Raw genomic sequence first — 24,635 nt, forward strand, 5'->3', positions numbered from 1 at the left:
ACCCTTGACGGCGCCAGCTGTGATGCCGGTCACGAAGTGCCGCCGAAGAATGCCGTCGACTCCACCCCAGTGGATGGCAACGGGTGTTCCGTCAGGTCTTCGCCGCGGAAGTCCCATTGTGCCGACGGGCATCCGATTCGTCGTCGGGTACGGCCGGGATCGTGAAGGTGAAGACCGTGCCCCCGCCGGGGTTCGGTGCGGCCTCGATGTGCCCGCCGTGCCGCTCCACGATCCGGCGGCAGATCGCCAGTCCCAGACCGGTGCCGGGATGCGCCGCGCCGTTGCTGGCCCGGTGGAAACTGCCGAACACCGCGGCATGCTCGCCGTCCGGGATGCCGATGCCACGGTCGGCGATCTGTATTCGTACCGCCCCGCCCTGGCCGGCACGGGCCGTGATGTCGATCCGCGGCGCCCGGCCGGGCGGGGTGTACTTGATCGCGTTGCCGACCAGGTTGTCCACGACCTGGCGCAGCAGCACCGGGTCGGCCAGCACCGCCGGCAGGGTGCCGACGAAGATGTCCGGCCGGCAGCCGTTCTCGTCCGGGGCGTCGATGCGGGCGGTCACCACGTCGTCGACGACCGCGCGCAGGCTCACCTCGGCGATCCGCAGCGTGGCGTCACGAGCGGCGGTGTAGTCCAGCAGCTCGTCGATCAGCTTCTCCATGCGGGCGGCGCCGGCGATCACCTTGGCCGCGCTGTACCGGGCCTGGTCGACGGCAGCCGGCTGCGAGTCCAGCGCGTCGGCGATCAGCTCGGCGAAGCCGCGTACCGAGGTGAGCGGTGACTTGAGGTCGTGCGCCACCACACCGGCGAACCCCCGCAACTCGGTCTCGACGTGCTTGCGGTCGGTGATGTCGTGGAAGACGGCGACCGCGCCGCGGACACCCGCGGCGGTCTCGATCGGCCGGGCCGACACGCTGATCACCCGTCCGTCGGTGTGCACGTCGTTGCGGACCACCATCTCGACCTGGTCGCAGCTGTCCCCGGCCATCGCCCGGACCAGCGGCAGCTCCTCGTTCGGCACCGGGGTGACCCCGTCGAGCCGGAACAGCCCGAAGTGCTGCTGCCACGAGTCGCTGCCCGCGTCCGCCTCGTGCCGGCCGAGGATGCGCCGGGCGGCCGGGTTGTGCAGCAGGAACCGGCCGTCCGGGCCGACCACCCCGACACCGTCGCTGATGCCGTCCAGGACAGCCTGCAGCAGCGCCGCCTGCCGGCGGCTCTCCGCCTCGCCGGCCCGCAGCTCGGCGGTGGCCTCCCGGACCCGCGCCCGCGCCCGTTCCCGGCCGGTGGCCAGCACCCACACCAGGACGGTGAGCAGCGCGGTCGCGATCAACCCGCCGAGGGTCACCGCCATCGGCAGCCCGCTGCGCGCGCCGGGCAGCCGGTTGCCCACGGCGTCCAGGTGCAGCGTCCAGGTGCCGCCGGCCACCGGCACGGACACCGTCCGCTCCAGATCACGGTCACCGATGACGCTGGAGCGCAGGCCGGCGACGGTGACCTGACGGCCGTCCGAGTCGTCGGCCCGCAGCGTCAGATCGAGCACGCCCTGTGCGGCCTGCGCGAAGGTGGCGCCCATGAACGACTGGCCGCGGACCGCGAGCTGCACCCAGCCCAGCAGCTCGCCCGCGCGATGGACCGGGGCGGCCAGCACGAACGAGTTCTGCCGCTGCTCGGCCGTCAGGCTGCGGTCGACGAGCAGGTGGTAGGTGTCCGACACGCTCACGTCCCGGCTCCGGCGTGACTCGGCCAGGGCGGCGGCCGGCGCGGAGGCCTGCATCATGTCGATCCCGGTACGCACCTCGCCGCCGTCGAGCGACGTCACGAAGACCGAGAAGGCGTGATCGCCGTCGCGCTGCGGGTCCAGGGTCAGGCCGGTGGCGCCCCGGTCCCGCCAGGTCTGCTCGACCTGCTCCACCTCATCGGCCGCCGCCGGGACCACGAAGGCGACCGATGACGCGCCGGCCATCCGCATGTCGTGCAAGGGCTGGGTGATCTCGGCGTACTCGGCCCTGGTCAGGGTCTGCTGCGCGCCGGCGGCGGCCGCTGCCATCCGCAGCGCGTCCACGTAGCGCCGGGTCTCGAACCGGACCGTCTCGGCGGCGGTGGCGGTCCGGCGGTCCATCTGCACCTCGGCGGCGGCCTGCTCGCGCTCGGCGAGCACCGTGCCGACGCCCAGCGCCGCCCCGCAGCCGAGCAGGGCGACCAGCGCGCTGAGCCCGACGGCCCGGCTCCGCCCGCTGCCCGCCCGGAAGAGCTCCACGGGAGAAATATCGGATGCCGCTGCGGCCCGGCTGAGCGAAAACGAGGGGACCCGCGTGTGCGGGCCCCCTCGCGCCGGAGCTGGTTACTGCACGACGAAGAGCAGGCGGTTCGGTGATCCGGTGCCGGCGCTGGTCACCACGTTGGTGGTGGCGTTGTTGACCAGGCTGTCGCGGACCTGGGCCGGAGTGGCGCTCGGGGTGCGGGACAGCACCAGGGCAGCCGCGCCGGCCACGTGCGGCGAGGCCATCGAGGTGCCGCTGATGGTGTTGGTGGCGGTGTTGCTGTTGTACCAGGCCGAGGTGATCGACGAGCCGGGCGCGAAGATGTCCAGGCAGGTGCCGTAGTTCGAGAAGCTGGACCGGGCGTCGGTGCTGGTGGTGGAGCCGACGGTGATGGCGCTGGCCACCCGGGCCGGCGACGAGTTGCACGCGTTGGCGTTGGAGTTGCCGGCCGCCAGGGCGTACGTCACGCCGGAGGCGATCGAGCTCGCCACGGCGTTGTCGAGGGCGGTGCTGACGCCGCCGCCGAGGCTCATGTTGGCGACCGCGGGCTTCTGCGCGTTCTGGGTGACCCAGTTGACGCCCGCGATGACGCCGGCCGTGGTGCCGCTGCCGGTGCAGCTCAGCACCCTGACGCCGACCAGCTTCACGGCCTTGGCCACACCGTGGGTGGAACCGCCGACCGTGCCCGCGACGTGCGTACCGTGCCCGTTGCAGTCGACCGCGCCGGTGCCCACCGCGTCGTAACCGGGGGTGGCCCGGCCGCCGAACTGGCTGTGCGTGTAGCGGATGCCGGTGTCGATGATGTAGGCGGTGACGTTGGAGGCGGTGACCGGGTAGGTGTAGGTCGTGCTCAGCGGACGGGCCCGCTGGTCGATCCGGTCCAGACCCCACGTGGCGTTGGTCTGGGTGGCGCTGAGCTGGATCTCCTGGTTCTGCTCGACGAAGGCCACGTCCGAGTTGGCCGCGAGCCGCTTCGCCTGTGCCTCGGTCATCCCGGCCTCGAAGCCGTTCAGCGCCCGGCCGAAGCTGCGCTTGACCGTCGCCCCGTACGCCTTGCTGAGTTTGGCCTGTTGAGCGCCGGACTTGAGAACCACGATGTAGCTGCCCGGGATCGCGTCGGCGCTGCCGGCGAGCCGGATCTCACCTGTCGCCGGTGCTGCCGCGGCCGGGGTTCCCGTCGCGACCACCGCGGTGGCCAGTGCGAACAGACCGGCGGCCAGGGTACGGCCGTGTCGTCGAATCGCCATGTTCTTCCTCTCTCACGCCTGCCTGGGGAGAGCGTATGGGCGAAACCGGACTTCATCCATATATCGAAATAGATATATCAGCGTCAGTGCCGGCCCGATCGTGCCGATCTGACGGGTGATGATGAGTTCTCGGTCGTCCGTCCCCCGCACGCTGGGTTTCGGGGCACTTCATCTGCTCGCCGTGGTCGCCGGCCAGCTCACCGAGCTGCCCGGACTCGACGAACCGGTGCTCTGGCCGGCGGCCGGCGTGGCGGCCGTGTGGCTGGTGGTGCAGCGTGACTCGCGCACGCGAGGCGTGGACATCGCTCTGGTCGCCCTGCTCACCATGGCCGGCATGGCGATCACCGGGACGAGCCCGGAACTCGCCGCCGTGCACGGTGTCGCCGCCGTCGTCGCCGCGCTGGTCCTCGCGGTCGCGGCCGGCCGGTGGCTGCCCGGGCTATGGGCCGGTGAGGGCGGCGGCCGGCCGCTGTCGCACCTGACCGAGCTGTGGCGCGTCATCCTGGCGGCCGGGCTCGCCGCCGTGACCGGCTCGTTCCTGGCCACCCTCGGCGAGCGCCTGCTCGGCGTCGAGGTGAGCACCACGGTCGCGGTGATGCGGGTGGCCCGCGACATCGCCGGGGTGCTCATCTTCGGGGTGGCGACCCGGCAGGCGGGATACCTGATCCGCGGCCTCCGGCGGGCCCCGACCGGGCCGCAGGCGCTGGAGTACGCCGCGATCTTCGCCGTCTCGACCGGCGCCTACTGGTACACGTTCCTGTTCAACCACAGCCTGCCGATCGGCTTCCTGCTGCTCGTGCTCACCGTCTGGGCCGCGGTACGGATGTCCACCCCCCTGGTGATCACCTACAGCGTGGTGTTCAACTGTGCCGCCGCGCTCTTCACGCTGACCGGCAGCGGCCCCTACGCCGCCATCGCCGACCCCGGACCGCGGGGCCTGGTGATCGAGCTCTACCTGGGGATCCACGTCGCGGTCGGGCTCGCCCTGGCGCTGGGCCGCGACGAGCGGGACGCGCTGATCCGCCGCCTGCGGGTCTCCGAGGAGGAGGCCACCGAGAAGGCCCGGATGATGACCACGATCGTCGAGTCGATGACCGAGGGCCTGGCCATCCTCGACCCGAACGGCGGGCTGGTGCTGCGCAACCCCGCTGCGGGACGGCTGCTCGGCAACGTCAACAGCGTCTCCGGCGGGGTGGCGCTCGGCAGCGACTACGGCTTCTTCCACCCGGACGGCACCCCGCTGGCCACCGGCGAGCTGCCCTACACCCGGGCGCTGGCCGGTCAGGACGTCCAGCCGATGGACGTGCTGGTCCGCAACGCCGGGGTGCCCGAGGGACGGATCGTCCGGTTCAACGTGGCCCGGCTCGCCGTGCAGCCGGACGGGCCGCACCACATGGTCGTCGTCTTCCACGACGTCACCGCGGACCGGCGCCACCGCGACGAGCTGATGTCGTTCGCCGGTCTGGTGGCGCACGACCTGCTCAACCCGCTCACCACGATCGAGGGCTGGGCCGAGGTGCTGGAGCAGGAACTCCCCGGGTACCGCCCGGCGGAACGGGTCACCCGCATCCAGCGGGCCGCCGCCCGGATGCGGACCTTCCTCAACGGGCTGCTCGCCTACACCGCGGCCCGCGACGGCAAGCTGATGCCGACCACCGTGAACCTCGCCCTGCTCGTCCGCGACATCGTCAACAGCCGCCTCGACCAGGCGGAGACGTTCGGCACGGTGGTCCCGCAGATCGAGGTGGGGCAGCTGGACGCGGTCGAGGCCGACCCGGTGCTGGTCCGGCAGTTGCTGGAGAACCTGGTCGAGAACGCGGTCGAGCAGGTGCCGGCCGGGATCGTCCCGTACGTCGGGATCTCCTGCCAGCCGGGACCGAACGGCATGCTGCGGATCGACATCATCGACAACGGGATCGGGCTGCCGCCCGGCAAGCGCCACGAGGTCTTCACCAGCTTCCACCGCGGCGAGAACAGTCGTGGCACCGGCCTCGAACTGGCCATCTGCAAGCGCATCGTGGAGCGGCACGGTGGCACCATCGATGCCATGGCCAATCCGTACGGCAACGGCACCCGGATGTCCTTCACCCTGCCGGCCGGGCGGTCCGCGTACGCGCGGACCCTGGAGAACCAGTGGGCGCAGCGGGCCCCGAGCCGGTGACCGCGGCGGGTCCGCCGGCCTCCCCGCGCACCGGGTGGATCCGGTGACGGCTCAGGGCGCTGTGCCGAGCATGTCCAGCACCCCGCCGAACAGCGTGCTGGTGGCCGCCTGATCCAGGTGCTGGGCCTGCCAGCCGCGTTCCCGCAGCCCGGACAGCACGCCGATCATGGTGCTGCGCACGGTCCGCAGCGTGGCGGGGGAGAGCAGCACGGCAGACGTGCCGTCGTCGTGCGCGGCCCGGGCGGCGGCGCCGAGCGCGACCAGCGCGGCCGCGGACCCGTTCAGGATCTGGGCGACGTGCAGACGGTCCCGGTCCAGGTTGAAGGCCGCCACGTGGACGGCCAGACCGAGCGCCGTGACCAGCCGGCCGGTCTCGTCGCCGCTGAGCACCGCGGGCATCGTCGCCGAGTCGTCCTCGGTCTCGCCGGCGCCGGAACAGAAACCGCTGATCAGCTCGTCGGCCACGGCGCCCGGCACGGTGAGCCCGGCGAGCGGCTGATCCGGGAAGCGGCGGCGCAGCGCGGCCTCGACGGCGTCCCGCACGATGTACTCCGGGACGATGCGTTGCTGCTCGGCGAGGCGGCCCAGGATCACGGCCACGACGTCGTCGAGTCGCATCGCACCGGACCGGTCCATCTTCTCACCGTAACGGTGCACGGGCGTCCTCAGTCGGCGCCGGGGAGTGTGATCCGGACGGTGGTGCCACCGGGCGCGCTCGTCACGGTCAGCGTTCCCTGGTGCGCCTCGACGATGTTGCGGGCGATGGTGAGCCCCAGACCCACCCCGGGCACCGCCTGCGCCCGGGCGTGGCGGCCGCGGTGGAACCGGTCGAAGATCAGCGGCAGTTCGTCGGCCGGGATGCCGATACCGGCGTCGATGATCTCCACCACCGGGAACGGGCGGGCGGTCACGCGTACCGTGACCGGCCGGTCCGCCGGGGTGAACAGCAGCGCGTTGCGCAGCACCTGCTCGATCGCGTGCGCCAGCCGCGCCAGGTCGGCCTGGACCGGCAGCGGCTCGGCCGCCTCGACGGTGACCGGTCCCGGACGAAGCGCGATCAGCGGCCGGCAGGTGGTGACCGCGGCGGCCACCACGGTGCCCAGGTCCAGGGTGCCGACCGGGGCCGGCAACGGCGCCCCCGGCGGCCGGGTGCCGGCCAGGATGTGGTCGACCATGTCCACCAGCCGCCGGCCGTTGCGGTGGATCGGTTCGATCAGGCGACGGTACGGCGCCAGGTCCTCCTGATCACCGAGGAGCTCCAGATAGCCCTGGATGGTGGCGACCGGCGTACGCAGCTCGTGGGTGATGTTGGCGACCAGGTCGTCCTCGCGCTGCGCCGAGCGGGCCAGCTCGTCGCCCAGATCGGCCACCCACAGCCGGTTGCGGATCGCCGAGAGATGGGTGGCGGCCTGCCCGGCGAAGGTGACCAGGTGGTCGATCTGCCGGTCGCTGGTGCCGCGGGGCGCGTCGTCGATCACGCACATCGCGCCGAGCGCGTGGCCCTGCTCGTCGATGATCGGGGCGCCCGCGTAGAACCGGATGTTCGGTGCGCCGGTGACGTTCGGGTAGCCGGCGAAACGAGCGTCGCGGGTGGCGTCCGGCACGATCAGCGTCTTGCGGGCGCCGACGACGTGCGTGCAGAACGACACGTCCAGCGAGGTCTGCTCGTCGGCCAGGCCGACGCTGCCGGCGAACCACTGCCGGTCCCGGTCGATCAGCGAGACGGCGGCCATCGGCGTGTCGAACATGCCTGCGGCGAGCCGGGTGAGGTCATCGAGCACGGGGGCGCGGGGCCGGTCGAGGACCCGGTACGAGTGGAGCGCGGCGAGCCGTGCCTCTTCGTCTTCGTCCACGACTGTCAATCGGCCCCGGCTCATCGAAGCTGAGCGGAATCGGCGACCCGCTGCGGCTCCCGGGCGGAGGCGGCGTCCGGGACGGTGAAGGTGAAGCAGGCGCCGCCGCCCGGTGCGTCCCCGGCCGTGATGGTGCCGCCGTGCCGCTCCACGATCCGTTTGCAGATGCCCAGGCCCAGGCCGGTTCCGGCGTACGGCCCGGCCCGGTGCGCCCGGTGGAAGTCGCCGAAGATGGCCTCGTGCTGCCCGGGCGGGATGCCGATGCCGTTGTCCGCGACCCGGACCCGGACCATGTCGTCGTCGTGCTCCGCGGTGATCGTCAGGGCCGGGGTGACCCCCTTCGCGGTGTACTTCACGGCATTGCCGATCAGGTTGTCCAGCAGCTGGCGCAGCAGGACCGGATCGGCCAGCACCGGCGGCAGGTCCCGGACGGTGAACCGGGGCGCCGGCTTGCCCGCCGCGATCGCGTTGTCCAGCCGGGCGATGGTCACCTCGGTGACCGCCTCGGCCAGGTCGACCGGGACCATCCGCATCGCGGCGTCCCGCGCGGTGGTGTAGGCCAGCAGCCCGTCGATCAGCGTGCGCATCCGTACCGCCGCCCGGTTGACCCGGGCCAGCTCGTCGCGGGCGTCCCGGACGGCCGGATGGTCGGGCGCCGCGCTCAGCGACTCGACGGCCGCGTCGCTCCAGCCCTCGACCGTGGTCACCGGGTTGAGCAGGTCGTGCGCCACCACCCCGGCGAAGTTGGCCAGCTCGTCGCGATGCCGCCGTTCGGCGGTGACGTCGTGGAACAGCACGACCGCGCTGCGGGTGCCGTCCCCGTTGTCCAGCGTGGTGGCGCGCACGTTGACCACCCGCCCGCCCGGCACGGACGGATTGCGGATCAGCAGGTCCTGGTCGCCGTATTCCTCGCCGGCCAGGACGCGGACATGCGCCATCTCCTCGTCGGTGAGCGGGGTGCCGTCGATGTGGAACAGCCCGTAGTGGGCGGGGCCGGCCACGGTGTCGCCGGGCCGGAGGTGATCGCCGAGGAGACGCTTCACGGCCGGGTTGCGCAGCACCACATGGCCGGTCTCGTCGATCACGGCCAGCCCGTCGGCGGTCGAATCGATGATCGCCCGCAGCAGCTCGGCCCGCTGCGACGCCCGCTCCCGCTGCACCGCGAGCTCGGCGCGGTCCTCGGCGAGCGCGGTCAGCAGGGTGTCCCGCTCCTCGCGGCCGAGAGCCAGGGAGAGGCCGATGACGCCGACCATGGCGACGAAGAGCTGGGCCACCACGGCCCGGTCGGCGTGCCCGGGGATGTTCGCGAACGGCCCGGTCCCGTGCAGGGTGAAGCCCATCACCACGATCCCGGCGAACAGGCTGTGCAGCACCACGAAGAAGGTGCTGAACCGGGAACCCGCCCACACCGTCACGGCGATCATCAGGAAGGTCAGCGGCAGGCCCCGGCTGTACGCGAACCCGGCCAGATAGGCCAGCGTCGAGCAGAGGAGCAGCGCGGCGTACTCGGCGGCCCGCCGGCGTTGCAGTCGCGGCGGCCGGGCCGTGCCGTCCCGCCATCGGGTGTACGCGTGCCCCAGGCAGATGCCGGCCGCACCGATGAGCAGGACCGCCACGGCATTGCGGGCCAGCCACGCCGACAGGGCCGGCCACGAGAAGCGGCCGGTGACCAGCCAGATGCTCGTGAAGCCGAGCAGCGCGGCGGCCGTCGTGGCCGCGGTCGTGGCCGCCACCAGTCCCCACAGGTCGCGAGGGGTGCGCAACGGCTCGGTCCCGCCGGCGCCCCACAGGTTCGGGCGCCAGCGGCCGAGCAGATGAGCGAAGGCGGCGGCCTGCGTCAGGTTCGCCGCCACGAACGCCACCGCCATCGGTGCGGACGCCTTCGTCGCCATGTTCGCCGCCACGGTGGCCAGCGACAGCGCCAGGACGTCGGCCCACCGGGCGGGCGCCTGCCGCTGCGCGCAGAACCAGATCGCGGCGACCCCCGCGGCGGGCCACACCAGGCTCAGATTGCCCGCGTCCATCACGGTCAGGCGCCCGGCAACCGTCGCGATCGCGAAGGCAACGGCGAACATCGCCGTACGCGCCAGCGATCTGCGGTAGGTCATCACTCGCCCTTCCGCCCCGAGAAGGTCTGTCGGTGACCTATCGGCGGGTGCGAGGGCGAACTGAGTCGTCAGCTCACCGCGGCGCGGCGGGCGGTGTACTCGGTGCTGCGGTGGCTCGGGTACGGAATCAGGTTGTCCGGCTGCTGGTCGTCGTACGACTCGGTGGCCCAGCGGCGGCCGGTGGACTCCATCGGGTCCATGTCGTAGACCGATCGGCCGTGGAAGCGCTGCCCGTAGTCCATCATCCCGTCGACCAGGCGCTCGACGTCCGCGGTCGGCCGGACCACCAGGCGCATGAACTGGCTGGTCATGCCGAGCTTGTTGCCGCACTCGCGGGTCATGATGCCGTGGTTGGCGACCAGGTAGTCGCGCAGCGCCACGCCGGACCACTCGGTGGGGAGCTTGACCAGGAAGAAGTTGCCCTGCGACGGAAAGACGGTGAGGCCGGGGATGCGGCTCAGCTCGCGGGCCATCGAGCGGCGGTCGCGGCTGAGCAGGCGCAGGCTCTCCTCGTACTCCATCTCGTGGTCCTGGATCATGTGGACCACCTTCTCCGCCAGGGAGTTGAGGTTCCACTTGGGCAGCATCTTGGCGATCTTGCCGGCGATCGCCGGGTTGGCGAGCAGGTAGCCGAACCGGATGCCGTGCAGGCCGAAGTTCTTGCCGAGGCTCTTCAGCACCACCGCGTTCGGGCGGATCACCGCGTCCGGGCCGACCGACGGGTAGCGCTCGGCGTCGGAGAAGTCGATGAACGACTCGTCGACCACCACCAGGTCCAGGTCGCTGAGCGCGTCCATGAACCGGATGACGTCCCGGCGGGGGAGGTAGTTGCCGTCCGGGTTGTTCACGTTGCAGACCACCGCGACCCGCGACTTGCGCTCCCGGATGAACTCGACGTACTCCTCCAGGTCGAGCCGGAAGCCGTCGCGCTCCTGCAGCGGGAACATGTCGACCCGCTTACCGGTCTCCAGCGGCTGGTCGGTCCACCGGCCGAAGGTGGGGATCGGAATGGCCAGGCTCTCCTTGACCAGCAGGTGGTCGATCCAGGTGATCAGCTCGGTGGAGCCGTTCGCCATCGCCACCGTCTGCGGGTGCAGGCCGAGCACGCTGGCCAGCTTCTTGGTGATCGTGGCCGAGTCGCTCGGGTAGTACTTCAGGATGCTTTTCAGATCCCGGGTGAGCTCGTCGAACATCTCCGGGGTCGGGAAGTACGGGTTGCACGGGATGCAGAAGTCGACGATCTCCGCACCCTCGCCGGCGGCCCGCGCCAGGTCGAAGTAGGACGCGCTGTGCGCACCCTTGTGCAGGATCGACGTGTCGATTCCGGTCCGTGCCACGGTGTCCTCCCGAACGCCTCGGTTGACGTGTTGCCGTCAGCCAGTACGGACCGGGACGCGAAATCGTTCAGCTCAAGGGTTCACGAAATTGTCGACAATCGTGCCCTGACCGTCGGGCGGCGGGTTCATCCACACCGGATGAGGCGCCGCAGACGGGCACCGATGAGGCTCAGCACCATGACCGGAATGAATGCTCCGCTGGACCCGTCGCCGCGCCCGGTCGTCAACGCCGGCAAACTCTGGGCCGGCGGCACCGCCACCGCCGCCGTCGCGGCCCTCATCGCGGTCGTCGGGATCCTGTTCGGACGCGGGCTGTTCGACATCGACGTGCTCGCGCCGAAGGGGGAGGGGACCTGGGGTGACGCCAGCACCGGCTGGTACGCCCTGGGCGCCGCCATCGCCGCCCTGCTCGCCACCGGCCTGGCACACGTCCTCATCGTGACCACTCCACGACCGATGCGCTTCTTCGGCTGGGTGGTGGGCCTCAGCACGGTGGCCGCGATGCTCGCCCCCTTCGTCACCGACGCGAGCCTCGGCGCACGGCTCTACACCGCCGGGCTCAACCTGGTGCTCGGCATCGCCATCGGCTCGCTGGTCGCGGGGGTGGCCAGGACCTCGACGACCCTGGTCGCGCCGCGCCCGGCGCCCCGGCCCTATCCCCGGACATACGGCTGAGACCGAAGGAGCACTGCCATGCCAAGCCTGTTCTACCTCGGCAACGTCGCGATCGGCGCCGCCTTCCGGGCTGGCGAGACCACCGCCGAGGCGCTGGCCCGGATCCGGGCCGCCGGCGAGGCAGCCGGGGAGAGGGCCGCGGCCGAGACCGGTGGCATGCGGGAACGGCTGGCCGCGCTGGCCGAGCGGGGTGCGGCCGAGACCGCGAAACGGGAGACCGAGGCCCGGGCCCGGGCCGCCGCGGCCTGGGACGCCACGCTGACCGCCATCGCCTCCTCGCCGTTGATCAACCGGATCGTGGACGTGCAGGTGGACCGGATGCTCGACCTGTTCGAGAACGAGCCGGACCGGATACAGGGACTGGTCCGCGGGGCGCGCGACACCATGGTCGGCGAGGTCGTCGGACGGGTCCGGGCCGGCGCGGCAGCCGGTGACGCGGCGGTGGACCGGCTGACCCTGCGGATGTCGCGTCGCGGCGGCGGCGCTGATCCGACGTGACCGTCTACGCCGGACTGATCAGCCGGTCGATGGCGTACGTCCTCGACGCCCTGATCGTGGCGGTGTTCACCATGCTCGGTGCGAAGACGCTGGGCATGGTGGCGTCGGTGGTCGGGAACGTGGCCACCGAGTTGTCGCAGATGGTGCTCACGTCGTACCTCAAGTTCCTGCCCTTCATCTTTGCTCTTTACTGCACCTTGTTCTGGGCGCTCGCCGGGCGCACTCCCGGGATGACGGTGCTCGGCCTGCGCGTGGTCCGGTTCGACGGCGGCCCGCCGGGCTGGTTCGCCGCGCTGTTCCGGGCGCTGCTGCTGGCCTTCTTCCCGATCGGGGCGCTCTGGCTGCTGGTGGACCGTCGCCGGCAGGGACTGCAGGACAAGATCGCGCGGACCGCCGTGCTGCGGCACTCATCCCCGCGGGATGAGGTGACGGTGGTGGCCCGGGTCGCACCCTGAACCGGTGTTGACCATGGGGGTTGACGAGGAATTCCTGCTGCTGGCGGAGCGCCGCCCTGCCCGGCCGGTCCGATCGGCGCCCGGCGCCCTGGCCGAGGCGACCGCCCCGATGTCGCTGCGCGTCTGACCGGGCGGCACGACGAGGTCCCCGGGCGGGCCGGGGACCTCGTCGCGGGGAACGGGCGTCAGCCCAGGATGCGTGCCTTCTGCTGCTGGAACTCCTCTTCGGAGAGCACACCCTGGCTCTTCAGCTCGCCGAGCTGCTTCAGCTGCTCCAGCTTCGCGGCCATCGGATCCGCGGCCGGCTCGGCGGGTGCCGGCGCGTACTGCGGCTGCGGCTGTTGCTGCTGGTACTGCTGCTCCTCGTAGTACTGCTGCGCTTCCTGCTCGTTGGCCTGCCGCTGCCAGCGGCCGGCCTGCCGACGGGAGACGCGGTTGGAGACCGCGGTCGCCGTGCCGGCGATCACCGCGGTCCGGGCCATACCCCGCAGAAGTCCGGGCATCAGACTCACCTTCCTCCGGGAACGCTGGTGGAGGCCGCGGCGGCGATCTCCGCATCGGTTTCGTCCAGGGCTGCGAGCAGCGCCTGTACGGGAATCCGCCCGCCCGCCACGAGCTGGGCGCCGTTGCGCCGCAACTGGACGGCGAGCGGCGCCGCCCACGTGTTCTCGTAGACGATCACCACGGCGGCCGAACCGGCGGTCAGCACCGAACCGGCCTCGCGCAGGTCGTCGCCGCCGAGAATGCCGGAGGCCGCGCCGTGGAAGACGCCCAGGTCGGCCAGCTCCAGGTCGCGGCCCTCGACGGCGAACACCCTGCCGTCCAGCGACTTCTTGACGAACAGGATGTCCAGGATCCGTACGATCCCGCGGTCCACCAGATCCACCAGCAGCGGGAACGCCTTCCCGTTCAGGCTGCCGTCCGGGAACTCGATGCACAGGTAGTCGATCGGGCCCATCTCTTCCAGCAGTTCTTCAGGCACAGCGCCTCCCTAGCTCGCGACCGGAACGGAATGGCCGCGCGCGCCGGTGCGGCGGCCGACAGCGGACTCCACACCCAGGCCGATCAGTGCGCCACCGGCCGCCGCCACCAGCGGCAGCACGACCAGGACGCCGTAGTCGGGCCGGGTGGGCCGGCCGCGCAGGACGCCGTACGCGGCGACCGCGCGCTGCCGGGTGTTCTGTCTCCTGCTCATCGTTCTCCTCAGCTCGTCGTGATCAGGCGGTTCGGGTCGGGCATGCTCCGGGTGCGGACCGGGCAGTGATCCGGGGCGCCGGGGATGTGGGTGAGCGCCACCACCGTTCCGTTGCAGGCGGCGACCTCGTCGGCCAGGTCCCGCACCCAGCGGTGCTCGAGGAGCACCGCCAGCGCGTCTCTCCGGTCGCCGATCTGCGCACCCACCTCGGTGACGTCCGACTCGGTGATCAGTCCGCTGGCCAGCCGGGCCAGCCAGACCCGGTCGTCCCGCAGGCCGGGCAGCTCGCTCAGCTCCACAGCCGACGCCGTGCCCGCGGCGTCGGTACGGACCACCAGAACGTCGACGACCCTCATCTCCCACGCCGCGGTGAGGCGGTCGAGTGTGGTGCGGACACCGGTGTCGAACCGATCCGCGGGGAAGGACAAGACCATCAGTTCCAGCGGCCCGAATGCCATGGCCTCAGCGTGCTCGTCCCGGGCCCCGGCAACTTCATCCGCCGGGGGTGAACCTGCGCCGCGCCGAGCGGGCCGTGGGGTGTTCATCCGCACCGGATGAGGCGTCCGCGCTGGGGGTCGGGAAGCGTCGATGCAAGCCGGCGAGCGCACTTCGATCCCGCGCGAACAGGTGGCTCGCCGGCCCGTTTGCCGGCAGCGAGGAGGCAACGATGACCATCCCGGCGACTCCGTCACCCGCGACCTCACCCGATGGCGACGTACCCCGTCCGGTCGTCGCTGCGCCCCCGGAGGCCGTACCCGACGATGTCGAGCTGGAGCGCCTCCGGGCCGAGGTGGCCACCCTGCGCTCGCAACTGGCGCAGACCCGGCCCCGCAAGCCGGCGGGCGGCGGCATGGTCCGCCGCACGCTGGCCGCCATCCTCGTCGCGCTCGCCGCGTTCGCCCTGGTCACCAGTGTCGTCGGGTTGTGGGCCGCGCGCACCACGCTGAACACCGACCGCTGGGTGGCGACCGTGGCGCCGCTGCCGCAGGACCCGAAGATCAACACCGCGGTCGCCCAGTACGCCACCGCCGAGGTGTTCCAGGTCCTTGACGTGGAGACCCGGCTGCGCGAGGTGCTGCCGCCGCAGGCCGCCTTCGTGGCCGGACCGATCACCGGTCAGCTCCGCGAGCAGGTCTACAACACCGTGCGCAACGTGCTCGGCAGCGAACGCTTCCAGGCCGTCTGGGTCGAGCTGAACCGCCAGTTGCACCAGCGGGTGCTGGCCGTCCTGGAAGGCACCAGCACGCTGATCAGCGCGCAGCAGGACCGGATCCAGATCGACCTGCTCCCGTTGATCAATCAGGTGTTGCGGGAGTTGAGCGCCCAGCTGCCCACCCTGTTCGGGAAAACGATCACGCTGCCCGATCTGAGCAGCGGGGCGATCCCGGAGAACCTGCGGCTGCGGGTCGAGGAACAGCTCGGGGTGACCCTGCCGGCCAACTTCGCGCAGTTCACCGTCTACGACTCCGGGCAACTGTGGGCCGCGCAGCAGGCCGTCGCCACCGCGAAACGCGACCTGGTCCTCTTCGTCGGCGCGACCATCGTGCTGCTGATCGCCGCGTTCGCGGTCTCCCCGCGCCGCCGGCGCACCACGGTCCAGCTGGGCATCTGGCTGATCATCGCGGCGGTCACCATCACCGCGATAGTCCGTGCGGTGCGCCGCCAGATCATCGCCGAGATCCCGTCGGGCGCCTACCGCGACGGCGTCGACGCCGCGGTGACCACGGTCTTCAGCACGCTGCGCGAACGCGGCACCCAGATCATCTGGATCGGCGCGATCCTGGCGCTGGTCGCCTACCTGGTCGGCCCGGGCCGCTTCCCGGTCTGGTTGCGCCGCCAGGTCCGGCGCGGGGCCGCAGCCACCTGGCGAGGCATCCGCATCGGTACGGACGTCGCCGCCACCCGCGGACCGGGCTTCATAGCCACCTACCTGGACCCGATCCGAATCGGCGGCATCGCCGTGGCCGCCGTCCTCGCCCTGATCCTGTCGTCCTGGACCTCGCTGCTGGTGATCGTGCTGCTCCTGGCCGCCTACGAGGTCGCGGTCACCCTGATCGCCCGCCGCCACGACGACTCCACCGACCACCCGGCGACCCCGCCCGCCACCCCCCACCCCGCCACCTGACCACCCACCCGCCACCCCACCCCAACCTGCGACCTGCCCGCCCACCCTGCGGCCTGCCCGGCCACCCCGCGACCTGCCCGCCCACCCCGCGACCTGCCCGCCCACCCCGCGACCTGCCCGCCCACCCCGCGACCTGCCCGCCCACCCCAACCACCTGACAAGCCGCCGCACCCACCCCATCGACCCCGCCCGGCTGTCGCTCAGTGCTGCTTGCGCCTCGTCAAAGCAGCGCTGGGCGGGAGTGTCAAGAAAACGGTGTAACTCGATTTGTTGAAGGTCAGTTACGGCCTGCGGTGAGGCGTCCTTCGAAGGCGAGGTCGAAGGCGTTGAGGGCGGGTTTCCAGCGCATAGTCCAGCGGCGCTGGCCGGTGCCGGTCGGGTCCAGGGCCATCACGGCGAGGTAGACGCATTTCAGGGCAGCCTGCTCGTTCGGGAAGTGCCCGCGGGCCCGCACGGCCCGGCGGATCCGGGCGTTCACGCTCTCGATCGCGTTGGTCGAGCAGACGACCTTGCGGATCTCGGCGTCGAAGGCCAGGAACGGCACGAACTCGGCCCAGGCGTTCTCCCAGAGCCGGACGATCGCCGGGTATCGCTCGCCCCAGACCTCGGCGAACTCCAGGAACCGCTGCTCGGCGGCTTGCTCGGTCGGTGCGGTGTAGACCGGCTTCAACGCCTTCGCGATGGCGTCCCAGTGCTGCCGGCCGGCGTATTTGAACGAGTTGCGCAGAAGGTGAACCACACACGTCTGGACCACCGTCTGCGGCCACACGGTGTTGATCGCGTCAGGCAGGCCGGTGAGGCCGTCGCAGACGGCCATCAGCACGTCCTCGACGCCGCGGTTCTTGAGCTCGGTGCACACGCTGAACCAGAACTTGGCGCCCTCGCCGCCGTCGCCGGCCCACAGCCCGAGGATGTCGCGGGTGCCCTCGGCGGTGACCGCCAAAGCGACGTAGATCGGCCGGTTGGCGACCTTCCCGTCGCGGATCTTGACGTTGATCGCGTCGAGGAACACGACCGGATAGACACGGTCCAGGGGCCGGTTCTGCCACTCAGCCATGCCGTCCATCACCTTGTCGGTGATCGTGGAGATCGTCTGCCGCGACACCTCGGCGCCATAGACTTCGGCCAGGTGAGCGCTGATCTCCCCGGTGGTCAGGCCCTTCGCCGACAGCGACAGGACCATGTCCTCGACCCCGGTCAGCCGGCGCTGCCGCTTCTTGACGATCTGCGGCTCGAACGAGCCGTCCCGGTCCCGCGGCACGACGATCTCGACCGGGCCGACATCAGTGAGCACCGTCTTCGCCCTCGACCCGTTGCGGGAGTTCCCGCCGTCCTTGCCGGCCGGATCGTGCTTCTCATAGCCGAGGTGGTCGGTGATCTCACCGTCCATCGCCGCCTCGATCACCCGCTTGGTCAGCTGCTGCAGCAGACCACCCTCACCGGTCAGCTGCAGGCCCGCGGCACGAGCCTGCTCCACGAGCCGGCCGACCAGTTCGGCATCGACACTCCCAGACAAGGCTGCCGGGTCCTTCTTCTTGGCCACCGCGGAAGTATCCACGGCCTCCGTCATCATGGTCATCAGGTGCGTCTCCTTGATCAGGAGTTACACCGTTCTTTTTACAGTCCCCGCTGGGCGTCAGCTGGGTTGGTTGGTTGACGGCCGGGGTGGTGTCGGCGGGTGGGAGGCAGCGCTGGGCGTCAGCCGGATGGGTTCAGCTGTCGTTGAGTGTCGCTTCCTGGGGCGGGAGGCAGCGCTGGGCGTCAGCTGGGTTGGTTGGTTGACGGCCGGGGTGGTGTCGGCGGGTGGGAGGCAGCGCTGGGCGTCAGCCGGATGGGTTCAGCTGTCGCTGAGTGTCGCTTCCTGGGGCGGGAGGCAGCGCTGGGCGTCAGCTGGGTTGGTTGGTTGACGGCCGGGGTGGTGTCGGCGGGCGGGAGGCAGCGCTGGGCGTCAGCCGGACGGGCTCAGCTGTCGCTGAGTGTCGCTTCCCGGGGCGGGAGGCAGCGCTAGAAGTCAGCTGGGTTGGTTGGCTGACGGCCAGGGTGGTGTCGGCGGGCGGGAGGCAGCGCTGGGCCTCAGCCGGGCAGGGTCAGCTGTCGGTGAGTGTCGCTTCCCGGGCCGGGAAGCGGCCATGAGCGTCAGCTGGAGGGGTTCGGCTGACGGTCAGCGCTGTTTCGGCGGGTGGGAGGGGACGCTGGGTGTCAGCTGGACCACCGCATCAGCCCGGTGGGGGCGCTGAGGCCTGGAGTGGGCTGGTGGTCGCGGGGGAGAGCGGGGACGGCGAAAATGCGGCGGGGCGGCGTCGTGCGTACCGGAAAGGGGTGCCGGCCGGGATGTGATGCCCGGCCGGCGCAAGAAGGGCCAAGCGTGACTTAGATGCCTGTCTGGGCGCTGAGGCGGCCGTCGCTGATGGCGGCGGTGAACGTGCTGTGGTCGCGTTCGGTCTGGTCGGCGTAGAGCTCGGCGAACAGCGCCAGGCCGCGTTCGAAGCGGTCGTCGTCGCCGAGGTAGGCGGCGATCGCGATGCGGTCGCCGCCGCGGGCGTGGGCGCGGGCCAGGGTCCAGCCGCAGAGTTCGCCGTATGCTCGCATGCCGCGCGGGTCCATCACCTCGACCACCACGCCGCCCTTCCAGTCGCGCAGCTGCCGTACGTAGAAGTCGCGGGTCTTGCCGTCGAAGCCGGCGACCCGGTGCCAGCCGAGGAAGATGTCGCTGGCAGCCTGCATGATCCGCTGGCCGGCGACCACCCGCCGGCCCTCGTGTCGGTAGTCGGCGTCCGGGGTGTACGCGGCGAGCACCGAGCGGCCGGCCTCCTTCACCTGCAGCAGCAGCGGGTCGTCGTCGTCGCGGCCGGTCAGCAGCACGATCCAGCAGCGGGTACCGACGCTGCCGACGCCGACCACCTTGCGGGCCAGGTCCACGAAGTCGAATGCGTCGAACAGTTTCTGCCGGTCGTCGGGGAGGCTGTCGCGGAATCCGGCCAGCAGGTCGCGGATCTGGCTTTCCAGCTGCTTGCGGGCCACGTCCGGGATCAGGTCCTGGACCGGGACCAGCAGCGGCGGGTCGGCGACGATCCGCCGTTCGCCGTCGACCAGGGCGGTGAGTTTGCGGTACGCCTGCAGGTTGGTCCGGGTGCGAGCTTTGGCCCCGGCCTTCTCCAGCCGTCGCCGCCGTTCCTTGCCGAGTTGATCACCGAGCTGTTTCTGCAGTTCCTCGACGTCCGCGCGGGCGTACCAGACGTCCAGTTCGCGCATGCCGGCGAACTGCGTCATCGCCTCCCGGTAGCTACGGGCGGCGGCCAGGGCGATCGCGGCCCGCTCCTTGCGTTTGAAGCCGTTGGCCCGGCCGGCCAGGGCCAGACTCGCGACCAGCCGTTTGACGTCCCATTCGAACGGGCCGGGGTGGGTCTCGTCGAAGTCGTTCAGGTCGAAGACCAGGCGCCGTTCCGGTGAGGCGTACAGCCCGAAGTTGAACATGTGCGCGTCACCGCAGAGCTGGCTGACGAGCCCGGACGACGGCGTGCCGGCCAGGTCGGCGGCCATCACGACGGCCGAGGCACGCAGAAAGGCCAGCGGGGACGCGGCCATCCGGCCGTGCCGGATCGGCAGCAGTTCGGGCAGCCGGTCGGTCTCGTCGGCGACGAGCAGGTCGACCGGGTCGGGCCGGTCAGCCGCCGGCTGGAAGTCGGCGTGCAGGTCCGGTGGGACGCGTTTGCGGGCCGCCCGGCCGGTGGCCGCCCGGGCGGCTGGGTCGCTGTTCATCGGGTGTGGTCGCCGAACGTCTCGAGCAGGACGTCCCGCTCGCCCTCGGTGAGGTTGGTGGCGATCAGCTGGCTGTGCAGGCCGTGGAAGCGTTCGCCGAGCCGGTCCAGGTTGCCCCGCTCGGTGACCAGGAAGAGGGCGGAGGTGCCCTCGGTGATCTGGAGCCGGATCTTCTCCAGTTGTTCCTTGTCGATGCCGGTGCCCGCGGTGGCCTTGGCGAGGGCGCCGATGCCGGCGCCGACCACACCGCCGACCACCGGGACCAGGAACAGGCCGCCGATCACGACGCCCCAGAAGGCGCCCCAGCCGGTGCCGTGCCAGGTCCGCTCGTGCTCGTGGTGGGTCTCCGGTTTCTCGGCGCCCTTGGGCCAGGTGACGACGGCGTGGTCGACGATGTGGACCAGGCCGTCGGCGGCGGCGTCCTTGAGGATGTTGGACATCTGCTCCGCGCGGGTCGGGTCGTCGAACTTCCATACCGTGAAGGTGGTCATGGGTTGCTCCTCGCGGGTCGTGGACGCCGCCATCCTGCGCCGTTGCGCGACGGCGTCTCTTCTTCCGGGGTGGTGGGGGAATCGGCCGGTGTACCGGACGAGATCAGGCCGTTGATCCATCGGGTCGACGGGTCGATGTCGACCAGCAGGCCCTTGGTGAGCAGCGTCAGCGGGATCGCCAGCAGCGCGCCGAGGGGCCCGAGCACCCAGGCCCAGAAGATCAGCGACAGGAACGAGACGGAGGCCGAGACCCCCACCGCGTCGCCGACGATCTTCGGTTGGATGACCGACTGGATCACGAAGTTGACCGCGCAGTAGAGCGCGATGACCGTCAGCATCAGCTCGGGTCCGCCCTGCAGGAGGCCGAGCAGCGCCGGCGGCACGAGGCCGATGATGAAGCCGATGTTGGGGATGTAGTTGGTGATGAACGAGAGCAGGCCCCACAGCAGCGGCAGCGGGACGTCCAGCGCCCACAGCAGCAGCGTGTCGATGACCGCCACGATCAGCCCGAACACCGTGGACACCCACAGGTAGCGCCGGGTGCCCTGGGCGAACGAGCGGAACGCGGTGACCACCTGCGGGCGTTCGCCCATGGTGGCGCGCAGTTTCGCCGGGAAGCCCACCGCGTCGACGCACATGAACAGCACCACGGCGAGCAGGAACAGTGAGTTGGACAGCAGCCCCGCCACCCCGCCGAAGACCACCTCGACCGCGTGCGCCACGGTGCTGGGGTTCGCGCTGGTGACGGCGGTACGCACCTGCTCCTCGCTGATCCCCAGCCCGGCGAGCGTGTTCACCAGGTCGGTGCGCAGCTGGGCGAACTGGTCCTGGTATTGCGGCAGCAGGTCGATCAGCCGGGCGATCGAGACGACCAGGGCGGTCCCGAGCGCGATCAGGATCAGGTAGACCGCGGTTATCGTCGCCAGCATCGCGGCCCAGACCGGTGCGCCGTGCCGGCGCAGCCACTCGGTGATCGGGCTGACCGTGACCGTCAGCATCAGCCCGAGGAAGACCGGCCCGATCAGGTCGGCGACCCCGCGCATCCCGGCGACGACGACCACCCCGCACGCGGTTCCGAGCAGGACGATCACGCCGCGGGGCAGGCCGGGCAGCGGGACGGTGGAGCCCGGCCGGACACCGTGACGGGCCGGCCGGGACACCAGGCGGTTCATGAGAGGGGCCCGAGCCGGCCGGGACCGCCTCCTCGAACGGTCCCGGCCGGGCGGGTGTCAGTACCGAACTTCACGGCCGTGCGCGGTGAGGGCGTAGATCACGAGGACGTCGATGGCGATCACGATCGAGGCCCAGACCGGGTACGCCGGAAGGAACGCCAGGTTCGCCAGGGCGCTGAACACCGCGATGACGATGCCGACGATCCGTGCCCACATCTGCCCGTAGAGGATGCCGAAGCCGGCGCCGGCCGCGATCAGCCCGAGGATCAGGTGTGTCCAGCCCCAGGCGCTGTAGTCCATCGGGATCACGAGACCGCTGTTGGTGGTGAGGTAGAAGTCGTCCCGGAACAGCGCGACGAGCCCTTCGATGGCCTGGAACGAGCCGAGCATCAACAACATGACGCCGGCGAAGACGACCATCCCCACCCAGCCGGTCGGTTCCCGCCGGGAGGCCGCGTACGGCGGGTCGTCGTACGACCGCCGGGATTCTGTGTCGGTCATGCTCCATCTCCTACTTATCAGAGGGTGTGCGGCTGAGACCTGATCGTGTGCCGGTCGTGGTGGCCGGCACGCCATCCGTGACGGATGAACCCGCGCCCACCCGGCTCAGGCAGACCACCTGTAACCCGGAGTCGTCCAGGCGGGTGAGGAGTCTTTCCAGGTCGGCGTCGGAGAGCCGGCCCCGGATCGTGCTCTGGTACGGCAGAACCCGGCAGCGAAGGTCGCGCAACGCCATCCGCAGCAATGGGCCGAGAAAGCCGCGCACCCGGAACTCGTAGCGCTCGTACATGGGAGAACTCCTTCGCTGCCCGTCGGTCGGCTGTTCCTACTGACGGTGGCGCAACGGTCACGTTCCGCGGCTCCCCCGTACGGGATGAACCGGGCACGGATTAGTCCGTCATTCATCCGTCCGGAATGAGGAGGAGTGGTCGCCTGCCGTGGCTCACTTGTCGTCGACGCCGCCGTGCCGCGCCGCGGCGGCAAGGCATAGACGCGCGGCTATGGAAGGAGAAAGTCATGGCAACTCTGGTCGCCATCGGCTACCCCGACGAGACCACGGCAACAGCGGCGTCGCTGGAAGCCGACCGGCTGGCGAAGGACCTCATCATCCAGCCCGACGCCATCGCGACGATCATCCGGGACCGTGAGGGCAAGTACCACGTCACGACCAACCATCACGCGGTGGCCGGCGGCACGACCTGGGGCATGTTCTGGGGCCTGCTGTTCGGCATGCTCTTCTTCGTCCCGGTGCTCGGCATGGCGATCGGCGCCGGCCTGGGCGCGCTCACCGGCAAGCTCACGAAGAACGCCATCAACAAGGAGTTCCAGGAGCGGATCCGCGAGGAACTGCAGCCCGGTACGTCGGCGCTGTTCCTGGTCGTCGAGGCGGTCACCCCGGACAAGGCCGTCGAGGCGCTGAGCAAGTACGGCGGCACGGTCCTGAAGTCCTCGCTGCCGAAGGAGACCGAGCAGGAGCTGCAGGACGCCCTGCACGGCGGTGGCCAGCAGTAAGGTTCCGATCACGTCCGGACGCCGCCCGTGAACCGGGCGGCGTCCTTCGTGGAGGTGAGAGACCATGGCGAACACCGACTGGATCCCGGGTCTGCGGGCGGCCGCCGAGTACAAACCCGCCTGGGTGCCGCGGGACCTGGTCGCCGGCATCGTGCTGACCACCCTGCTCGTGCCGCAGGGCATGGCGTACGCCGAACTGGCCGGCCTGCCCGCGATCACCGGCCTGTACACCACGATCCTCTGCCTGCTCGGATACGCGGTCTTCGGCCCGTCCCGGGTCCTGGTGCTCGGCCCGGACTCCTCGCTCGGCCCGATGATCGCCGCAGTCATCGTGCCGATCGTCGCCGCCGACGGTGATCCGGCCCGGGCGGTGGCGCTCGCCTCGATGCTGGGCCTGATGGTCGGCGTGATGATGACCCTGGCCGCGGTCTTCAAGCTCGGTTTCGTCGCCGACCTGCTGTCGCACCCGACCCAGCTCGGCTACATGAACGGCCTGGCCCTGACCATCCTGATCGGACAGCTGCCGAAACTGTTCGGCTTCTCGGTCGACGGCGAGGGGCTGATCGAGGAAGCGGTCGGATTCGTCTCCGGCGTGACCTCCGGGGAGACGGTGCCGGCGGCGCTCGCCCTCGGGGCGGGCGGGTTGCTGGTGATCCTGGTGCTGAACCGCTGGCTGCCGAAGATCCCGGGCATCCTGATCGCGGTGCTCGGTGGGATCGTCGCGGTCGGCTACTTCAACCTGTCGGATGACGGCGTCGACGTGGTCGGCGCGCTGCCGCAGGGCTTCCCGCCGTTCACCATCCCGTCGGTGGAGTGGTCGGACCTGGGGTTGCTCGCCGCCGGTGCGCTCGGCATCACGCTCGTCTCGGTGACCGACACCATCTCCACCGCCTCGGCCTTCGCCGAGCGGACCGGGCAGGAGGTCCGCGGGAACCAGGAGATGGCCGGGATCGGTGCGGCCAACATCGCGGCCGGCTTCTTCCAGGGCTTCCCGGTGAGCACCAGCGCGTCGCGGACCGCGGTGGCCGTGCAGGCCGGCGCCCGCTCCCAGCTGACCGGCCTGGTCGGCGCCGCGCTGATCACCCTGATGCTGGTGCTGGCGCCCGGGTTGCTGAAGAACCTGCCACAGCCGATGCTCGCCGCGGTGGTGATCGCCGCCTCGCTGTCGCTGGCCGACGTCGCCGGGATGCGGCGGCTGTGGCGCCAGCGGCGGGTCGAGTTCAGCCTGGCGGTCGCGGCGTTCCTCGGCGTGGCGCTGCTCGGCGTGCTGCCCGGCATCCTCGTCGCGGTGTGCCTGTCGGTGCTGAACGTGTTCCGCCGGGTGTGGTGGCCGTACCGCGCGGTGCTCGGGCAGGCCGACGGGGTGACCGGCTACCACGATCTGCGTTCGTATCCCGACGCGGCACTGATCCCGGGGCTCGTCCTGTACCGGTTCGACGCGCCGCTGATCTTCGCGAACGCCCGGACGTTCCGCGAGGAGATGCGGCATCTGGCGCACGCCGACCCGCCCCCGAGATGGATCATCATCGCGGCGGAGCCGATCACCGACATCGACACCACCGCCGCGGACATGCTGGAGGACCTCGACGAGGAGCTCAACGAGAAGGGAATCTCGCTGATCTTCGCGGAGATGAAGGATCCGGTCCGGCGCAAGATCGACCGATACAAGCTGACCCGTACGATCAACCCCGAGCACTTCTATCCGACGATCGAGGACGCGGTCGCGGCGTACCGGATCTCCGCTTCATGATTTCATCCGCGCCGGGGGAACACGTGGCGTGAC

The 24,635-nt window shown here is 70.9% G+C and carries 24 protein-coding genes; 8 read left to right on the forward strand and 16 right to left on the reverse strand.

Annotated features, from left to right (window positions below; genetic code table 11):
* Window positions 1-91: 91 nt before the first annotated feature.
* Both OHA21_RS49535 and OHA21_RS49540 read right to left on the reverse strand, forming a co-directional pair.
* Window positions 92-2,260 (reverse strand): ATP-binding protein, encoded by a 2,169-nt coding sequence (locus tag OHA21_RS49535; RefSeq protein WP_328467626.1) that lies wholly within the window; start codon window positions 2,258-2,260, stop codon window positions 92-94.
* 84 nt (window positions 2,261-2,344) lie between these two features.
* Entirely contained in the window at window positions 2,345-3,511 is a 1,167-nt protein-coding gene (locus tag OHA21_RS49540) for a S8 family peptidase (protein ID WP_328467628.1), read from the reverse strand.
* A 118-nt stretch (window positions 3,512-3,629) separates the two neighbouring features.
* Here OHA21_RS49540 and OHA21_RS49545 point away from each other — a divergent pair, with 118 nt between their 5' ends.
* The gene (locus tag OHA21_RS49545; RefSeq protein ID WP_328479039.1) at window positions 3,630-5,672 is read left to right on the forward strand and encodes an ATP-binding protein; all 2,043 of its coding nucleotides are present in this window, start codon (window positions 3,630-3,632) and stop codon (window positions 5,670-5,672) included.
* A gap of 51 nt (window positions 5,673-5,723) precedes the next feature.
* Here OHA21_RS49545 and OHA21_RS49550 read toward each other — a convergent pair whose 3' ends face one another.
* From OHA21_RS49550 to OHA21_RS49565, 4 genes are all read right to left on the reverse strand, one after another.
* The gene (locus tag OHA21_RS49550) at window positions 5,724-6,308 is read right to left on the reverse strand and encodes a hypothetical protein (RefSeq protein ID WP_328467630.1); all 585 of its coding nucleotides are present in this window, start codon (window positions 6,306-6,308) and stop codon (window positions 5,724-5,726) included.
* Between the two features lie 29 nt (window positions 6,309-6,337).
* The gene (locus OHA21_RS49555) at window positions 6,338-7,525 is read right to left on the reverse strand and encodes a GAF domain-containing sensor histidine kinase (RefSeq protein WP_328467632.1); all 1,188 of its coding nucleotides are present in this window, start codon (window positions 7,523-7,525) and stop codon (window positions 6,338-6,340) included.
* Window positions 7,526-7,545: 20 nt separating this feature from the next.
* A complete protein-coding gene (locus OHA21_RS49560) occupies window positions 7,546-9,633 on the reverse strand; it encodes an ATP-binding protein (protein ID WP_328467634.1) in 2,088 nt (695 codons plus the stop codon).
* A 68-nt stretch (window positions 9,634-9,701) separates the two neighbouring features.
* A complete protein-coding gene (locus tag OHA21_RS49565) occupies window positions 9,702-10,970 on the reverse strand; it encodes a pyridoxal phosphate-dependent aminotransferase (RefSeq protein ID WP_328467636.1) in 1,269 nt (422 codons plus the stop codon).
* Between the two features lie 186 nt (window positions 10,971-11,156).
* On the opposite strand from OHA21_RS49565, the gene OHA21_RS49570 reads away from it, so the two are divergent.
* The 4 genes from OHA21_RS49570 to OHA21_RS49585 are packed head-to-tail and all read left to right on the forward strand — an operon-like array spanning window position 11,157 to window position 12,725.
* Window positions 11,157-11,645 (forward strand): DUF6069 family protein, encoded by a 489-nt coding sequence (locus OHA21_RS49570; protein ID WP_328467638.1) that lies wholly within the window; start codon window positions 11,157-11,159, stop codon window positions 11,643-11,645.
* Between the two features lie 18 nt (window positions 11,646-11,663).
* Window positions 11,664-12,143: a hypothetical protein gene (locus OHA21_RS49575; RefSeq protein ID WP_328467640.1), complete on the forward strand. Its 480-nt coding sequence runs from the start codon at window positions 11,664-11,666 to the stop codon at window positions 12,141-12,143.
* On the forward strand, window positions 12,140-12,598 hold the full coding sequence (locus tag OHA21_RS49580) for an RDD family protein (RefSeq protein WP_328467642.1): 459 nt from the start codon (window positions 12,140-12,142) through the stop codon (window positions 12,596-12,598). Before OHA21_RS49575 ends, OHA21_RS49580 begins: the two co-directional genes overlap by 4 nt.
* 4 nt (window positions 12,599-12,602) lie before the next feature.
* Window positions 12,603-12,725, forward strand: coding sequence for a hypothetical protein (locus tag OHA21_RS49585; RefSeq protein WP_328467644.1), 123 nt, complete (start codon window positions 12,603-12,605; stop codon window positions 12,723-12,725).
* Window positions 12,726-12,783: 58 nt separating this feature from the next.
* On the opposite strand, the gene OHA21_RS49590 is transcribed toward OHA21_RS49585, so the two are convergent.
* The 4 genes from OHA21_RS49590 to OHA21_RS49605 are packed head-to-tail and all read right to left on the reverse strand — an operon-like array spanning window position 12,784 to window position 14,251.
* Window positions 12,784-13,101 (reverse strand): SHOCT domain-containing protein, encoded by a 318-nt coding sequence (locus OHA21_RS49590; protein WP_328467646.1) that lies wholly within the window; start codon window positions 13,099-13,101, stop codon window positions 12,784-12,786.
* A gap of 5 nt (window positions 13,102-13,106) precedes the next feature.
* A complete protein-coding gene (locus tag OHA21_RS49595) occupies window positions 13,107-13,580 on the reverse strand; it encodes a DUF6325 family protein (RefSeq protein ID WP_328467648.1) in 474 nt (157 codons plus the stop codon).
* Between the two features lie 9 nt (window positions 13,581-13,589).
* Window positions 13,590-13,793 (reverse strand): hypothetical protein, encoded by a 204-nt coding sequence (locus OHA21_RS49600; protein ID WP_328467650.1) that lies wholly within the window; start codon window positions 13,791-13,793, stop codon window positions 13,590-13,592.
* 8 nt (window positions 13,794-13,801) lie between these two features.
* On the reverse strand, window positions 13,802-14,251 hold the full coding sequence (locus tag OHA21_RS49605) for a DUF6325 family protein (protein WP_328467652.1): 450 nt from the start codon (window positions 14,249-14,251) through the stop codon (window positions 13,802-13,804).
* 209 nt (window positions 14,252-14,460) lie between these two features.
* Here OHA21_RS49605 and OHA21_RS49610 point away from each other — a divergent pair, with 209 nt between their 5' ends.
* Window positions 14,461-15,918, forward strand: coding sequence for a hypothetical protein (locus OHA21_RS49610; RefSeq protein ID WP_328467654.1), 1,458 nt, complete (start codon window positions 14,461-14,463; stop codon window positions 15,916-15,918).
* Window positions 15,919-16,195: 277 nt separating this feature from the next.
* Here OHA21_RS49610 and OHA21_RS49615 read toward each other — a convergent pair whose 3' ends face one another.
* From OHA21_RS49615 to OHA21_RS49640, 6 genes are all read right to left on the reverse strand, one after another.
* Complete coding sequence (locus tag OHA21_RS49615; protein ID WP_328467659.1) at window positions 16,196-17,497, reverse strand: IS256 family transposase; 1,302 nt, start codon at window positions 17,495-17,497, stop codon at window positions 16,196-16,198.
* Window positions 17,498-18,288: 791 nt separating this feature from the next.
* Window positions 18,289-19,677, reverse strand: a complete 1,389-nt coding sequence (locus OHA21_RS49620) for a DUF2252 domain-containing protein (protein WP_328467661.1) — start codon at window positions 19,675-19,677, stop codon at window positions 18,289-18,291.
* The gene (locus tag OHA21_RS49625) at window positions 19,674-20,168 is read right to left on the reverse strand and encodes a DUF1269 domain-containing protein (RefSeq protein WP_328467663.1); all 495 of its coding nucleotides are present in this window, start codon (window positions 20,166-20,168) and stop codon (window positions 19,674-19,676) included. The genes OHA21_RS49620 and OHA21_RS49625 overlap by 4 nt, the downstream gene beginning before the upstream one ends.
* On the reverse strand, window positions 20,165-21,340 hold the full coding sequence (locus tag OHA21_RS49630) for an AI-2E family transporter (RefSeq protein WP_328467665.1): 1,176 nt from the start codon (window positions 21,338-21,340) through the stop codon (window positions 20,165-20,167). The genes OHA21_RS49625 and OHA21_RS49630 overlap by 4 nt, the downstream gene beginning before the upstream one ends.
* Before the next feature lie 57 nt (window positions 21,341-21,397).
* The gene (locus OHA21_RS49635) at window positions 21,398-21,841 is read right to left on the reverse strand and encodes a DUF7144 family membrane protein (protein WP_328467667.1); all 444 of its coding nucleotides are present in this window, start codon (window positions 21,839-21,841) and stop codon (window positions 21,398-21,400) included.
* Between the two features lie 10 nt (window positions 21,842-21,851).
* Window positions 21,852-22,130 carry a hypothetical protein gene (locus OHA21_RS49640; RefSeq protein ID WP_328467669.1) on the reverse strand — a complete coding sequence of 93 codons (279 nt, stop codon included), beginning with the start codon at window positions 22,128-22,130 and terminating at the stop codon, window positions 21,852-21,854.
* Between the two features lie 227 nt (window positions 22,131-22,357).
* Between OHA21_RS49640 and OHA21_RS49645 the strand changes: the two genes are divergently transcribed.
* Together OHA21_RS49645 and OHA21_RS49650 are read left to right on the forward strand one after the other, a co-directional pair.
* The gene (locus OHA21_RS49645; RefSeq protein ID WP_328467671.1) at window positions 22,358-22,852 is read left to right on the forward strand and encodes a DUF1269 domain-containing protein; all 495 of its coding nucleotides are present in this window, start codon (window positions 22,358-22,360) and stop codon (window positions 22,850-22,852) included.
* A 64-nt stretch (window positions 22,853-22,916) separates the two neighbouring features.
* Entirely contained in the window at window positions 22,917-24,602 is a 1,686-nt protein-coding gene (locus OHA21_RS49650; RefSeq protein WP_328467673.1) for a SulP family inorganic anion transporter, read from the forward strand.
* Window positions 24,603-24,635 lie beyond the last annotated feature (33 nt).

The organism is Actinoplanes sp. NBC_00393 (assembly GCF_036053395.1).
GTDB lineage: Bacteria > Actinomycetota > Actinomycetes > Mycobacteriales > Micromonosporaceae > Actinoplanes.

What these genes read in the sequence shown, in the direction of transcription:
- OHA21_RS49625 (WP_328467663.1), bottom strand. Translation starts at nt 20,168, where the DNA reads ATGACCACCTTCACGGTATGGAAGTTCGACGACCCGACCCGCGCGGAG.
- OHA21_RS49575 (WP_328467640.1), top strand. Translation starts at nt 11,664, where the DNA reads ATGCCAAGCCTGTTCTACCTCGGCAACGTCGCGATCGGCGCCGCCTTC.
- OHA21_RS49615 (WP_328467659.1), bottom strand. Translation starts at nt 17,497, where the DNA reads ATGACCATGATGACGGAGGCCGTGGATACTTCCGCGGTGGCCAAGAAG.
- OHA21_RS49640 (WP_328467669.1), bottom strand. Translation starts at nt 22,130, where the DNA reads ATGTACGAGCGCTACGAGTTCCGGGTGCGCGGCTTTCTCGGCCCATTG.
- OHA21_RS49540 (WP_328467628.1), bottom strand. Translation starts at nt 3,511, where the DNA reads ATGGCGATTCGACGACACGGCCGTACCCTGGCCGCCGGTCTGTTCGCA.
- OHA21_RS49600 (WP_328467650.1), bottom strand. Translation starts at nt 13,793, where the DNA reads ATGAGCAGGAGACAGAACACCCGGCAGCGCGCGGTCGCCGCGTACGGC.
- OHA21_RS49645 (WP_328467671.1), top strand. Translation starts at nt 22,358, where the DNA reads ATGGCAACTCTGGTCGCCATCGGCTACCCCGACGAGACCACGGCAACA.
- OHA21_RS49570 (WP_328467638.1), top strand. Translation starts at nt 11,157, where the DNA reads ATGAATGCTCCGCTGGACCCGTCGCCGCGCCCGGTCGTCAACGCCGGC.
- OHA21_RS49635 (WP_328467667.1), bottom strand. Translation starts at nt 21,841, where the DNA reads ATGACCGACACAGAATCCCGGCGGTCGTACGACGACCCGCCGTACGCG.
- OHA21_RS49620 (WP_328467661.1), bottom strand. Translation starts at nt 19,677, where the DNA reads ATGAACAGCGACCCAGCCGCCCGGGCGGCCACCGGCCGGGCGGCCCGC.
- OHA21_RS49590 (WP_328467646.1), bottom strand. Translation starts at nt 13,101, where the DNA reads ATGCCCGGACTTCTGCGGGGTATGGCCCGGACCGCGGTGATCGCCGGC.
- OHA21_RS49605 (WP_328467652.1), bottom strand. Translation starts at nt 14,251, where the DNA reads ATGGCATTCGGGCCGCTGGAACTGATGGTCTTGTCCTTCCCCGCGGAT.
- OHA21_RS49650 (WP_328467673.1), top strand. Translation starts at nt 22,917, where the DNA reads ATGGCGAACACCGACTGGATCCCGGGTCTGCGGGCGGCCGCCGAGTAC.
- OHA21_RS49630 (WP_328467665.1), bottom strand. Translation starts at nt 21,340, where the DNA reads ATGAACCGCCTGGTGTCCCGGCCGGCCCGTCACGGTGTCCGGCCGGGC.
- OHA21_RS49545 (WP_328479039.1), top strand. Translation starts at nt 3,630, where the DNA reads ATGATGAGTTCTCGGTCGTCCGTCCCCCGCACGCTGGGTTTCGGGGCA.
- OHA21_RS49610 (WP_328467654.1), top strand. Translation starts at nt 14,461, where the DNA reads ATGACCATCCCGGCGACTCCGTCACCCGCGACCTCACCCGATGGCGAC.
- OHA21_RS49550 (WP_328467630.1), bottom strand. Translation starts at nt 6,308, where the DNA reads ATGGACCGGTCCGGTGCGATGCGACTCGACGACGTCGTGGCCGTGATC.
- OHA21_RS49560 (WP_328467634.1), bottom strand. Translation starts at nt 9,633, where the DNA reads ATGACCTACCGCAGATCGCTGGCGCGTACGGCGATGTTCGCCGTTGCC.